The sequence below is a fragment of the Salinimicrobium maris genome (assembly GCF_049680855.1).
Taxonomy (GTDB): Bacteria; Bacteroidota; Bacteroidia; order Flavobacteriales; family Flavobacteriaceae; genus Salinimicrobium.
The window spans coordinates 642,632-655,841 of record NZ_JBMPGS010000001.1; the positions used below are offsets into that span (position 1 = coordinate 642,632).

At 41.7% G+C, this 13,210-nt stretch carries 13 protein-coding genes and 1 tRNA gene; 13 read left to right on the plus strand and 1 reads right to left on the minus strand.

Features of this window, described 5'->3' with window-relative positions:
- The first annotated feature begins 22 nt into the window (after positions 1-22).
- Positions 23-739 (plus strand): TSUP family transporter, encoded by a 717-nt coding sequence (locus ACOV1Q_RS03060; RefSeq protein ID WP_424492967.1) that lies wholly within the window; start codon positions 23-25, stop codon positions 737-739.
- Between the two features lie 234 nt (positions 740-973).
- Here ACOV1Q_RS03060 and ACOV1Q_RS03065 read toward each other — a convergent pair.
- Positions 974-1,055, minus strand: a tRNA-Leu gene (locus ACOV1Q_RS03065).
- A gap of 143 nt (positions 1,056-1,198) precedes the next feature.
- Between ACOV1Q_RS03065 and ACOV1Q_RS03070 the strand changes: the two genes are divergently transcribed.
- From ACOV1Q_RS03070 to ACOV1Q_RS03125, 12 genes are all read left to right on the plus strand, one after another.
- Entirely contained in the window at positions 1,199-2,140 is a 942-nt protein-coding gene (locus ACOV1Q_RS03070) for a ribose-phosphate pyrophosphokinase (protein ID WP_424492968.1), read from the plus strand.
- Between the two features lie 29 nt (positions 2,141-2,169).
- Positions 2,170-2,805, plus strand: coding sequence for a 50S ribosomal protein L25/general stress protein Ctc (locus tag ACOV1Q_RS03075; RefSeq protein WP_424492969.1), 636 nt, complete (start codon positions 2,170-2,172; stop codon positions 2,803-2,805).
- Positions 2,806-2,880: 75 nt separating this feature from the next.
- Positions 2,881-3,507 (plus strand): aminoacyl-tRNA hydrolase, encoded by a 627-nt coding sequence (gene pth, locus ACOV1Q_RS03080; RefSeq protein ID WP_424492970.1) that lies wholly within the window; start codon positions 2,881-2,883, stop codon positions 3,505-3,507.
- A gap of 9 nt (positions 3,508-3,516) precedes the next feature.
- Positions 3,517-4,455 carry a bifunctional riboflavin kinase/FAD synthetase gene (locus tag ACOV1Q_RS03085; RefSeq protein WP_424492971.1) on the plus strand — a complete coding sequence of 313 codons (939 nt, stop codon included), beginning with the start codon at positions 3,517-3,519 and terminating at the stop codon, positions 4,453-4,455.
- Positions 4,445-5,761, plus strand: coding sequence for an HTTM domain-containing protein (locus tag ACOV1Q_RS03090; protein WP_424492972.1), 1,317 nt, complete (start codon positions 4,445-4,447; stop codon positions 5,759-5,761). The genes ACOV1Q_RS03085 and ACOV1Q_RS03090 overlap by 11 nt, the downstream gene beginning before the upstream one ends.
- A gap of 78 nt (positions 5,762-5,839) precedes the next feature.
- Positions 5,840-7,111, plus strand: a complete 1,272-nt coding sequence (gene serS, locus ACOV1Q_RS03095) for a serine--tRNA ligase (protein ID WP_424492973.1) — start codon at positions 5,840-5,842, stop codon at positions 7,109-7,111.
- Between the two features lie 218 nt (positions 7,112-7,329).
- On the plus strand, positions 7,330-9,051 hold the full coding sequence (locus ACOV1Q_RS03100; RefSeq protein ID WP_424492974.1) for a tetratricopeptide repeat protein: 1,722 nt from the start codon (positions 7,330-7,332) through the stop codon (positions 9,049-9,051).
- 39 nt (positions 9,052-9,090) lie between these two features.
- Positions 9,091-9,399, plus strand: a complete 309-nt coding sequence (locus ACOV1Q_RS03105) for a DUF4286 family protein (RefSeq protein WP_424492975.1) — start codon at positions 9,091-9,093, stop codon at positions 9,397-9,399.
- Positions 9,400-9,448: 49 nt separating this feature from the next.
- On the plus strand, positions 9,449-10,285 hold the full coding sequence (rsmA, locus tag ACOV1Q_RS03110; protein ID WP_424492976.1) for a 16S rRNA (adenine(1518)-N(6)/adenine(1519)-N(6))-dimethyltransferase RsmA: 837 nt from the start codon (positions 9,449-9,451) through the stop codon (positions 10,283-10,285).
- The gene (gene mgtE / locus ACOV1Q_RS03115; RefSeq protein WP_424492977.1) at positions 10,266-11,618 is read left to right on the plus strand and encodes a magnesium transporter; all 1,353 of its coding nucleotides are present in this window, start codon (positions 10,266-10,268) and stop codon (positions 11,616-11,618) included. The genes rsmA and mgtE overlap by 20 nt, the downstream gene beginning before the upstream one ends.
- Positions 11,619-11,862: 244 nt before the next feature.
- Positions 11,863-12,228 (plus strand): cupin domain-containing protein, encoded by a 366-nt coding sequence (locus tag ACOV1Q_RS03120; RefSeq protein ID WP_424492978.1) that lies wholly within the window; start codon positions 11,863-11,865, stop codon positions 12,226-12,228.
- 6 nt (positions 12,229-12,234) lie between these two features.
- Positions 12,235-13,197: a 2-hydroxyacid dehydrogenase gene (locus ACOV1Q_RS03125; protein ID WP_424492979.1), complete on the plus strand. Its 963-nt coding sequence runs from the start codon at positions 12,235-12,237 to the stop codon at positions 13,195-13,197.
- Positions 13,198-13,210: the final 13 nt, after the last annotated feature.

Here is a 13,210-nt window from a genome sequence, read left to right on the forward strand (position 1 = left end):
TTTGCGGCTTATAAAAAAGTTTATGGATCTGGAAATTCTTCTAATTCTCGGTATCGCTATTTTTTGTGGCTTTTTTGTGCAGACTCTGGTTGGCTTTGCCGGCTCGCTGGTTGCTCTGCCAATCCTGCTAATCGCAATTAAGTTGCCCGATGCCATAGCCTATGTCTCTATTTTTTACCTATTTTCCAGTTCTTACCTGGTGAAAAAAGAATGGAAGAATATTAACAAAAACGTAATTCTGAAGTTAACATTTGCCTCAGTTATTGGAGTTGTTCTGGGGATCGTCGTGCTTACATGCAGTAAACCGGTAGTGCTTCAAAAGGCCCTGGGAGTTTTTATTCTTCTTTACATCGTTTACGCGCTTAGAGGCCAAAAAGAAATAAACACGAATAAAACAGTTAACTGGGTCCTGGGAGCTCTAGGCGGATTCTTTTCAGGAGTATTTTCTACGGGAGGACCCTTGTATGTTATAAGCATTAAAAATACCGTAGAGGAGATAAAAGTCTTTCGTGCCACAATGATAGGCGTTCTTGCATTAGTAACCATAGTTCGAGTGCCGGCATTAGCCCTAAGCGGAACTCTCACCTTTCAACATGTCAAAACGAGCCTGATGATCCTTCCGATCTTTATCCTGGCGCAATATCTTGGCACATTACTGTTTCCTAAGATCAACGAAGTTCTTTTTAAGAGACTTTTGCTGGTACTGCTTTTCTTCTCCGGAATTGGATTGATCGTTTGATCCCCAGGGTTAACTCAAGTGAGCTTTCTTTCTGCATTGAATAAGAGAAACTACTTTTTTTAAAGAGAGATTTGCAAAATGAATTTTATGAAACGATTCCTTATGTGCACCATAATCATTTCTTTAATACACAAATCGTATTATCTGATACTGATTTATATCTTTTCCTGAAAATTCTTAAATGTTGTACCTGAGTAATAAAAAAGCCGGGAGAAATCCCGGCTTTTCCTTTAGTACCTTGGGCGGGAATCGAACCCGCACGTCCGAAGACACTGGATTTTGAATCCAGCGCGTCTACCAGTTCCGCCACCAAGGCTTGAATAGGTCGGCAAAATTATAAAATATTTTTTATTCTTCATCGAATTTTACACATAATTATCTTTAACACACGAAATAAATTTCTAAATTTGCAGCGTTTTAAAATGGAAACATTGCTAACCCTCAAATATTTAGTTTCTTATGCCTGATGTGATTACCGAAGCAAAATTATTTGCTTGCAATCAAAGTACCGCACTGGCTAAAAAAATAGCCGAATCTTATGGAGCGCCATTGGGCAATGTTATTACATCTACCTATAGTGACGGGGAATTTCAACCCTCCTATGAAGAGTCTATAAGAGGTTCAAGAGTTTTTATTATTGGTTCCACCCATCCTTCTTCAGACAATCTAATGGAAATGTTGTTGATGCTTGACGCAGCAAAAAGAGCTTCGGCAAGGCATATTACAGCCGTCATTCCTTATTACGGTTGGGCAAGACAGGATAGAAAAGACAAGCCAAGAGTGCCAATTGCTGCAAAATTGATCGCAAAAATGCTGGAAACAGCGGGTGCAACAAGAATCATTACGATGGATTTGCATGCCGATCAAATCCAGGGGTTTTTTGAAAAACCGGTAGATCATTTATTTGCTTCTACTGTTTTCATGCCTTATGTAAAGGGATTAGGGTTAGATAATCTTACCATCGCCTCGCCAGATATGGGTGGCTCTAAAAGAGCCTACGCCTATTCGAAGGCGCTGGAAAGTGATGTAGTGATTTGTTATAAGCAACGGGCTAAGGCAAATGTGATTTCCCACATGGAACTTATTGGGGATGTAACTAACAAAAATGTGGTTTTGGTAGATGATTTGGTAGATACCGCCGGAACGCTCACCAAAGCTGCAGACTTGATGATAGAAAGAGGTGCAAAAAGCGTACGTGCTATTTGTACACATCCCGTACTTTCTGGAGACGCATACGATAAAGTGGAAAAGTCTAAGTTGCTGGAATTGATCGTAACAGATTCTATTCCACTAAGAGAAGAAAGCAGGAAAATCCGTGTAGTGAGTTGCGCAGATTTATTTGCGGATGTGATGAGCAGAGTTCATCAAAACCGCTCCATTAGCTCACAATTTATTATGTAATCAATTTTTATTAACTATAATTTCATACAATGAAATCATTAACGATCAATGGATCTAAAAGAGAAAGCGTAGGCAAGAAAGCAACAAAAGCCTTACGTAATGCTGGTAAGGTTCCTTGCGTATTATACGGGGGAGAGCAGCCATTACACTTTGCAGCAGATGAGATTGCGTTCAAAGACCTAGTGTATACACCAGATGTGCATACCGTAGTAATTGAACTGGAAGGAGGAGAAAAGTTAGACGCTGTTCTTCAGGATATTCAATTCCACCCGGTAACCGATGCTATTTTGCATATCGATTTCTACCAGATATACGAAGACAAGGAAATTTCTATGGAAATTCCTGTTCATACAGTAGGAGTGCCACGTGGTGTGAAAAACGGTGGTGTGTTGAGATTTAACCTACGAAGAATGCGTGTAAAAGGATTGCCAGGAAATCTTCCCGATTTTATTGAGGCAGATGTTACTCCGCTTAAAATTGGTAACAAATTGTATGTTACTGCTTTGAAGAGCGAAGAATTTAAGATCATGCATCCTGATAACACTGTTGTTTGCCAGGTTAGAACATCTCGTAACGTTGTTACTGCAGATGATCTTGACGAAGATGATGAAACAGCAGCAGATGAAGTACCTGCAACTGAAGTAGGCGAGGGCGATAAGGAATAAGCTTTCGTCTTTATTCAATATTAAAAGCATTCCGTTTTCGGGATGCTTTTTTTATTTTTACCAAAATTAAAATAAATGATTCCTTTCTTCGGAAGATTATTAGGCAAGAAACCACGGGAAGAAGAAGTTGATCTTATGAAAAAATTTTTAGTAGTCGGGTTGGGGAATATAGGTCCCAAATATCATAACACCCGGCACAATATTGGTTTTCGAATTTTAGACCATTTGGCAGAAGAGGAATCACTTTCTTTTGAACCTGCAAAACTGGGCGATGTGGCCACCTATAAATTTAAGGGAAGAACCTTTATACTTCTAAAACCTTCTACTTACATGAATTTAAGTGGAAAGGCAGTAAATTACTGGCTTCAGAAGGAGAAAGTGCCCCTGGAGAACCTGCTGGTAGTGACAGATGATCTTAATCTTCCATTTGGTACGTTGAGGTTGAAAACCAAAGGAAGTGACGGTGGACATAATGGACTTAAGGATATACAGGCGCAGCTGAATACTACCAAATACACTCGCTTTCGCTTTGGGATTAGCGATGAATTCTCTAAGGGCCGGCAGGTAGATTACGTGCTGGGCGAATGGGAGGAAGAGGAAGAGAAGAAAATGCCCGAGCGGCTTAAAACTTCAGCAGAGCTTATTAGGTCCTTTGGAACGGCAGGAGTTAACAATACAATGAATACCTTTAACGGAAAATAATTTTCACACTTGAAAGAACATAAAGGAGCACATGCATTTCAAAGTGAGCACCACACGGTAGTCACTATAGGAACTTTTGACGGGGTGCATGTAGGGCATCAAAAAATTATTGAACGACTGGTCAATTCTGCCAAAGCAGGAAATCTGGAATCGGCAATACTTACGTTTTTCCCTCACCCAAGAATGGTGCTTCAAAAAGATAGCGACATTAAATTGATCAACACCATTCAGGAGCGAAAAGAGATCCTCGAAAAATCTGGTATAGATCATTTGATCGTGCATCCGTTTACCGTTCAGTTTTCAAGATTAAGCGCGCAGGAATTTGTGCGTGACATCCTGGTGAACCGCTTAAAGGCAAAAAAAGTGATTATTGGTTATGATCACAGGTTTGGCAGAAATCGAACTGCAGACATTAATGATCTTAGGAAGTTTGGGGAACAATATGATTTTGAAGTGGAAGAGATTTCAAAGCAGGATGTTGAGGAAGTAGCGGTAAGCTCCACCAAGATCAGGAAGGCCTTAATGGCGGGAAGAGTGGAAAAAGCAAATCGATACCTCAGTTATCCTTTTGCGCTCGCAGGTACTGTGGTGAAAGGGAAAGGCCTGGGGAGAGAATTTGGAGTTCCTACCGCTAACCTTAATATAGAAGAAGATTATAAACTTGTACCGGCAAATGGCGTTTACGTGGTAAAATCTGAAATTGGAGGAGAGAATTATTTCGGAATGATGAATATTGGAACAAATCCTACTGTGGGCGGAACAGAACAAACCATAGAAACCCACTTTTTTGATCTTCAGAAAGATTTGTATGATACTTATTTAAGCATTGAACTTTTAACCCGAATTCGAGATGAGAAAAAATTTGATTCCGTAGAAAAGCTGAAGATTGCCATGAAGCAGGACAAGGCTTTTTCGATGCAGTACATTAGGGATAATTATGGTGGTTAAATGGCTTTTTACCAGGATAGACAATTCCGCGCTCATTGTTTTTCGAATCCTTTTTGGAGCATTGATCGCAATTGAATCTTTTGGTGCCATTTTTACCGGTTGGGTGAGGCGAACGCTCATTGAACCTCAATTCACCTTTAATTTTATTGGTTTTGATTTTCTGCAGCCGCTTCCCGGCAATGGAATGCTGTGGTATTTTGCAGTAATGGGAACTTTCGGTATTCTGGTAATGCTGGGTTTTCGCTATCGGGGGAGTATGTTGGCTTTTACCCTAATGTGGGCCGGAGTTTACCTAATGCAGAAAACCTCCTACAACAACCATTATTATTTGCTGGTTTTATTGTCATTTTTGATGATCCTGCTTCCGGCAAACAGGTATGCTTCGCTGGATGTAAAATTTAATCCGTCGCTTAAAAGAACTTCAATGCCACAGTGGTGCTGGCTGTTGCTGGTGCTGCAACTGTGGATCGTCTACACCTACGCTGCCATTGCAAAACTTTATCCCGACTGGTGGAATGGGAAATTTCCGGCTTTACTCATGTCTTCAAAAGAGGATCTATGGTTGATAGGCAGTTTCCTTCAGCGGGAATGGGTTCCTGCCGCCATCTCTTACTTCGGGTTCTTCTTTGACCTGCTGATTATTCCGTTATTATTTTGGAAAAGAACCAGGATGATCGCCTTTGTAGCAGCTATTTTCTTTCATCTTTTCAATAGTTTCGTTTTTCACATCGGTATTTTTCCTTACCTGTCGCTGGCTTTTCTGCTTTTCTTTTTTCCTTCAGAAGTGATCAATAAAAAATTCCTGTCAAAAAAGCCATTTTACGATCTTAAGGAAATTGAACTTCCGAAGTACAGGAAACCTTCACTTGTTTTTCTCGTTGCATGGTTCGTAGTACAAATTTCTTTGCCGTTGCGACACTGGTTTTTCAAAGATGATGTCTTGTGGACTGAAGAAGGGCATCGCCTAAGCTGGCGAATGATGTTGAGGTCTAAGGCGGGAAGAGCTACTTTCCTGGTGGTCGATAAAGCTACGCAAGACACCGTTTTTGTTGATAAGCGAAAATATTTAAGTCCTAAACAACAGCGGGCAATATCTACGAAGCCCGATCTTATATGGCAGTTCGCGCAACGACTGGAGCAGGAATATGCAGAAAAGGGAAAAGAAATAGAAGTTTATGTGAAAAGTGAGATAAGCGTAAACGGCAGGCCATCGCAGCCTTTTATAGATCCAAAAGTAGATCTTGCAGCCGAAGAATGGCAACATTTTTCCCATCATTCCTGGATTTTACCTTCCTCGCAGGAATAATGTTTACAAGCTTTTGTTACTTTTGCTTTTCTAGCCAAAAAAGCATTTTTTTGGCACTAAGAAAATATTAAAAAAGGTATGTTACAGGTAGCTAATATTAGAGCCAATAAAGAGGCCTACATTCAGGCGTTAAAAAAGAGAAATTTTGATGCTGAAGAAATCTTTTCTGAAGTACTTGTGCTGGACGAAACCCGCCGTTCCACACAAACCGAACTGGATGAAACCTTGGCCGAATCTAACCGGCTTTCCAAAGAAATTGGATTGATGTTTAAGAACGGGGAGCACCAGAAAGCCAATCTTTTAAAGGAAAAAACTGCCGGCTTGAAAGATAAATCAAAAGAGCTTTCAGAAAGGCTGAATGAAACCTCAGAAGCATTAACGAAGCAGCTTTACAATATTCCAAACATCCCGAATGATCTGGTACCTGCAGGTGCTACTGAAGATGACAACGTGGAGGTTTTTAAAGAAGGCGAGATTCCGCAACTTAGCGAAGGTGCATTGCCGCACTGGGAACTGGCAAAGAAATATGATATTATTGATTTTGAGCTGGGAAACAAGATAACCGGCGCCGGATTTCCGGTTTATAAAGGAAAGGGAGCACGACTGCAACGGGCGTTGATTTCCTATTTTTTGGATAAGAATGTAGGTGCAGGTTATACTGAATATCAAATGCCGCTGCTGGTAAACGAGGCTTCGGGATATGGCACAGGGCAGCTGCCAGATAAAGAAGGCCAGATGTACCATGTGACCGAAGATAACCTTTATCTCATCCCTACGGCCGAGGTTCCTGTGACCAACATGTTTCGGGATGAAATGCTTTCTGAAAATGATCTTCCCGTGGCCTGTACAGGATATACTCCTTGTTTCCGAAGGGAAGCGGGTTCTTACGGCGCCCACGTGAGAGGTTTGAACAGGTTGCACCAGTTTGACAAAGTGGAGCTGGTTCGTATTGAAAAACCTGAAAATTCTTATGCAGCCTTAGACGGAATGGTTGAGCAGGTGAAGGAAATTCTAAGGGATTTGAAGTTACCTTATCGCATCTTGCGCCTTTGTGGTGGCGATTTAGGGTTTACTTCAGCTTTGACCTATGATTTTGAAGTTTTTTCCACCGCACAAGATCGCTGGCTGGAAATAAGCTCTGTTTCTAATTTTGAAACCTTTCAGGCCAACAGGTTGAAATTGAGGTATAAATCTGCTGACGGAAGTAAGCAGCTCGTACATACCCTTAATGGAAGCGCGCTGGCTTTACCGCGTGTTCTCGCCGGAATCCTGGAAAACTACCAAACACCCGAAGGAATCAAGATCCCGGAAGTACTGGTGCCTTACACAGGATTTGATATCATAAATTAAAGAACATCGAAAAAAGGTATTTTTGAATCCCTTTTTATAATGAAAGAAACCTCACTGCTTTGAGAAGCTGTGAGGTTTTTCTTTTCAATGCAATTATATGATATTCTGCGACAAATAGCTGCAAGGCATTTTGTTATCTTTACAACATGGATTCGTTACGGAAATTTTTTCTATGCCTGCTGCTTGTTTTGTTCAGCTTTTTTGGCCATTCCCAAAGTGTGGAATTGGCTAAGAATTATTTTGAACAGGGGCAGTATGAAAAATCCTTGAGCAGTTATGAAAAATTATATGCTGAAAATCCGCATAATGCCACCTATTTTATGGGTGTTATTTCGTCGCACCAGCAACTTGAAAATTTTTCTGATGCCGAGAAATTGCTGCTGGAAAGGCTTAACAACACCGCCAATGCACCGGGTTTACTTGTAGAGCTGGGCCATAATTATGAACTTCAGGAACAAGACGAAAAAGCTGCACGCTACTACGAGGAAGCGATCAATGCAATAGAATCACGACCTAACTATGCATTTTCAATCGCTCAAAGTTTTGAACGATACAGCCTGCTTGAAATGGCTATCAAAGCTTATGAAAAAGGCATGAGTCTCAACCCTGATACTAATTATAACATTCAGCTGGCGCGATTGTATGGCGAACAAGGGGAGGTAGAGAAAATGTTTAGCAATTACATTGATCTCGTGGGAACAAACCCCGCTTTTTTGCCAACCGTACGCCGCATGTACGGGCAGTTTCTTACCGAAGATCCCAATAATGAAGCCAATCTGCTCTTCAGAAAACTGCTGCTGAAAAAACTTCGGGAAAACCCTGATACTTTATATAATGAAATGCTCAGCGGACTTTTCATGCAGCAAAAGGAGTTTAAAAAGGCCTTTTTACAGGAGAAAGCTATTTACTTGAGGAGCGGTGGGGAACAAATTGGAAGAATCATTCAGTTGGCCTTTATGGCTAAGGAGGAAGATCCTGAAGCAGCGGTCGAGATTTTGGATTTCCTTATTGAAAAAGGACCTTCAGAAGAATTGAGGCTACAGGCGCATCAAATGAAACTCTCTGTGTTGCAGCAGGAATCAAAATTCCAGGGATATGATGCAATTGAAGCTGCTTATCTTGAACTTTTTAAAAAGTATGGGAAAGGGCTGCAAACCCTGGAACTTCAGCTGGATTTTGCACGTTTCCTGGCTTTTAAAAGAGATGAACCGCAGCAGGGTGCAGAAGTGTTAAACGCACTCCTGGAACAAAATCTTGGAAAATTTCGAGAAGCGGCTGTCAAAATGACTTTGGCAGATATCCTGGTGCTTGATGAGATGTTCAACCAGGCATTGATCTATTATTCACAGGTCCAAAAACTTGTGGAGAATGATGTAATGGCGCAAAATGCACGCTACAAAGTTGCTCAAACCAGCTACTACAAAGGAGATTTTAAATGGGCTACGACACAGCTGGATGTTTTAAAATCTTCTACTTCGCAATTGATCGCTAATGACGCGATGGAATTGAGCCTGTTGATTAGTGATAATTCCGGAGAGGACAGTTTGCAAACGGCATTGAAGCTTTTCGCAAAAGCCGATTTGCTGGCATTTCAGAATAAGAATCAGGAGGCCATAGAAATGCTGGAGGAGATACTGCAAAATCATAAAGCTGAAGAGATAGAAGATGAAGCCCTGCTAAAACAGGCACAGCTTTTTGAAGAAACCGGTAACTTATTGGAAGCCGAAGAAAACTATCTTAAAATCATAAGGCTTCACAAAAATGGCATTTTAGGAGATAATGCACATTACAGGCTGGCCGAATTATATGCCAACGACCTCAACGAACCCGAAAAGGCTAAGGAGTTTTATGAAAAAATTGTATTTAATTACGCCGATAGTATTTATTTTGTGGAGTCGCGCAGGAAATTCCGTGCTTTAAGAGGAGATGCCGTAGAATAACAGTCAATACCTCGTTTAATAACCAATTATAAAAATCAAATGTATATATATAACGTTACAACAAATGTTCAGGAAGATGTGCACGACAAATGGGTGCAATGGATGAAGGAAGAACACATTCCGGAAATGCTCAATACCGGGAAATTCACAAAAGCCATCATGACCAGGGTTTTGGTAAAAGAAGAAATGGGCGGCATCACGTATTCAGTGCAATATTCTGCAGAGAGTAAAGAGCAGCTTCAGAAATATTATGAAGAAAATGCCCCTGAATTAAGGGGAAAGACCAAAGCCTTTGAAGGAAAGATCGTGTCCTTCAGGACCGAGCTTGAAGTGGTAAGCGAACAATAAAATTTCTTTCAAAAATGCCATTTTTGGAGTAGGATAAAACGCGCAATGCATGTCAAAAAAAACAAGAAGACCAAACACGCATTTTGAGAGACCGGCCGAAGGTGATGTACGTGCCAAAAAACATTTGGGTCAGCATTTTTTAAAAGATGAAAATGTAGCCTCAAAGATTGCCGATACGCTGCACTATAAAGATTATGATTATGTGCTGGAAATAGGGCCGGGGATGGGCGTTTTGACCAAATATCTACTGCAAAAGGATGCTGAGGTTCATGTGATCGAGATCGATACAGAAAGTGTGGAATATCTCAATGAACATTATCCAAAACTCCATGGAAAGATCCACGAAAAAGACTTTTTGAAGTATGATGTAAGCGAGATCTTCGGAACAAAACAGTTCGCCATTATTGGAAATTTCCCGTACAATATTTCTTCTCAAATTGTCTTCAAAATGCTGGAGTTGCGGGAATTTATACCCGAATTTTCGGGAATGTTTCAGATGGAAGTTGCAAAACGCATTTGTGAAAAGGAAGGCAGCAAGACCTACGGAATATTATCTGTGCTGGTACAGGCCTTTTATGAAGCCGAATATCTTTTTACCGTACCGCCTTCGGTGTTTAATCCGCCGCCAAAGGTAGATTCCGGAGTACTTCGGCTAACCCGAAAAGAGGATTTTTCCCTGGCCTGTGATGAAAAGCTTTTCTTCAGAGTAGTAAAAACCGCTTTTCAGCAGCGTAGAAAAACTTTGCGTAACAGTTTAAAAATTTTTCAGCTGCCGGATGATCTAAGGGAAGACAGTATCTTTGGGAAACGTCCCGAACAATTAAGCACTGCCCAGTTTATTGAATTGACACAAAAAATCGAGCCGCATGCAGTTTCAAATAAGTGAAGAATTAGTTGAACATATCTGTAACCTGATAGAGCAGGGCAGGGATGATGAACTATTGGTTTATCTTGAAGATGTGCATCATGCCGATATTGCCGAGATCATGAACGAGCTTGATCTCGACCAGGCAACCTACATCATAAAATTACTCGACAGCACAAAAACTTCTGAAGCTCTTATGGAGCTGGAAGAAGACGTGCGGGAACGTATTCTCGACAACCTTTCGGCCAAGGAAATTGCCGAGGAGCTGGAGAATATGGACACCGATGATGCCGCCGATATCATCGCGGAGCTTTCTGAGGAGCGAAAACAAGAGGTGATCGAGCAAATTGCCGATGAGGAACATGCCGAGCACATTGTGGAGCTTTTGCGCTATGATGAAGATTCTGCCGGTGGTTTGATGGCGAAGGAACTGGTGAAGGTCAATGAGAACTGGAGCGTTACGGGCTGTATGACCGAAATGCGTGCCCAGGCCGAGAATGTGACCCGTGTACACTCTATTTACGTGGTGGACAATAAAGGTAAATTGAAAGGACGGCTTTCACTAAAAGATTTACTTACGGCACCCAGCAATGCCAACATCAGCGATGTTTATATTGAAAATGTAGATTACGTGAACGTGCATACCGAAGGTCATGAAGTGGCGCGTGTCATGCGAAAGTATGATCTCGAGGCCATCCCTGTGATTGATGAAATGGGGCGTTTGGTAGGACGTATTACGGTAGATGATATTATGGATTTTATGCGTGACGAAGCCGAACGGGATTACCAGATGGCGGCCGGTATTTCTGAAGATGTGGAAGCAGATGATTCAATTTTACACCTTACCCGTGCCCGTTTGCCCTGGCTTATTTTGGCCCTGTTCGGCGGCTTTATAAGTGTTACGGTGCTGGGAACCTTTGACTCTGCCATGCAGGAACATGGTGCATTATTTTTCTTTGTTCCGTTAATTGCGGCGATGGCGGGTAATGTTGGCGTGCAATCCTCGGCGATCGTGCTGCAGGGATTAGCGAATAAAAGTCTCAGAGGCTCTCTTTTAAAACGTCTTGTCAAGGAGGTTTTATTAAGTCTGCTTAACGGCTTTGCGCTGGCAATTCTCCTTATCGTGGGCGGACTTATTTTCCTGGGGCTGGACTTCTGGTTTGGTCTTACCGTAAGTGTCTCCCTGGTGTCGGTGATCATCATCGCTTCACTCATCGGGACCTTTGTACCCATTGTCCTGGATAGATTCGGGATCGATCCCGCCATGGCAACAGGACCATTTATTACCACCAGTAACGACATTTTTGGGATCCTTATTTACTTTTCCATCGCCAAACTGATTCTGGGATTTTAAAAAAGGAACTTCCGGAATTCCACAGTAGAAAACCTTTTGGAATTGGGTGCTAGTAATTTCAATTGTATTTTGGGGGCTGCTGCGCACCGGGCTTTCCGCTGTATCCCCGCCGGCAAAAAAGAGCCGTCGGGGGGTGCCGCTGCAATCCCTGCCCCGGACTCAAAAACCTGTTTTTTTCTTCTTTTTTATAGTAGCTTTGTAATTGCAGCATTTCTGCAGAATATCCAAAAATGGCATTATCCCTATGAAATCTATAGATCCAAAAGAAAAACTCACCCGTTTCAGTCAGCATTGGCATCCGCATCAAATAGCGGTGGTGAATGACATGCAGGTTTTGCTTGCAAAAGTTAAAGATGAATTCGTGTGGCATGAACATGAAGAGGAAGATGAGCTTTTCCAGGTGCAAAAAGGCACTTTATACATGCAGTTTGAAGACAGGACAGAGGTTGTAAAAGAAGGCGAGATCATTGTGGTTCCGAAGGGCTTAAAACACTGCCCAAAAACCAAAAACGGAGAGGAAGTGCATATCATGCTTTTTGAAAAACTCAGTACAAAACACACGGGTAATGTGCAGGACAGCCTCACCCAATCTGACTATCCAAAAATCTGATTCTTTATGATCATTTTACATGCAGACAGCAATCATCCTACTTTAATGAAGCAGCTGGAAGATGCCGGTCACCACAACATAGAAGCCTACAATCAATCGCCTGAAGAAATCCTTGAAAATCAATATTTGTACGACGGGATTGTGATAAGAAGTCGGTTTAAGATTGGCAAAGATTTTTTGGATGCCGCGCCAAACTTGAAATTCATTGCAAGAGTAGGAGCGGGATTGGAAAGCATAGATGTCGATTATGCAGAAAAGCGCGGAATAATGCTATTTTCGGCACCTGAGGGAAACAGAAATGCTGTGGGGGAACATGCCCTGGGAATGTTGCTTTCTCTGTTCAATAAATTAAACCAGGCAGATCGCCAGGTAAGGGAAGGTTTCTGGTACCGCGAGGCAAACCGCGGTGTGGAACTGGAAGGAAAAACCGTGGGGATCATTGGCTACGGAAATATGGGAAAAGCCTTTGCGAAAAAGTTATGTGGCTTTGATGTAGAGGTTTTGTGCTATGACATCAAAGAAAATATAGGTGATGAAAATGCGCGGCAGGTAAGCCTTCAGGAGCTTCAGAAGAAAACAGATGTCCTGAGCCTTCATACACCAAGGACTTCAGAAACCAACAAAATGATCAATGAAGATTTCATAAACTCCTTCAAAAAACCATTTTGGTTCCTCAATACCGCCCGCGGAAAAAGCGTCGTAACTGCCGATCTTGTTACAGCACTTCAGAATAAAAAGATTCTGGGCGCAGGGCTCGATGTGCTGGAGTATGAAAAAAGCTCTTTTGAGAACCTTTTTTCAGAAGAAGAGCTACCGGAAGCACTTCAGGAATTATTGCTGATGAAAAATGTCATTTTAAGTCCGCATGTTGCAGGATGGACAATAGAATCTCATCAAAAACTGGCAAACACCATTGCAGAAAAGATCATCAAGGCCTTTGGAAGTGCCGACTTAAGTAACCAGAAGTAGTAAAACCGCGATT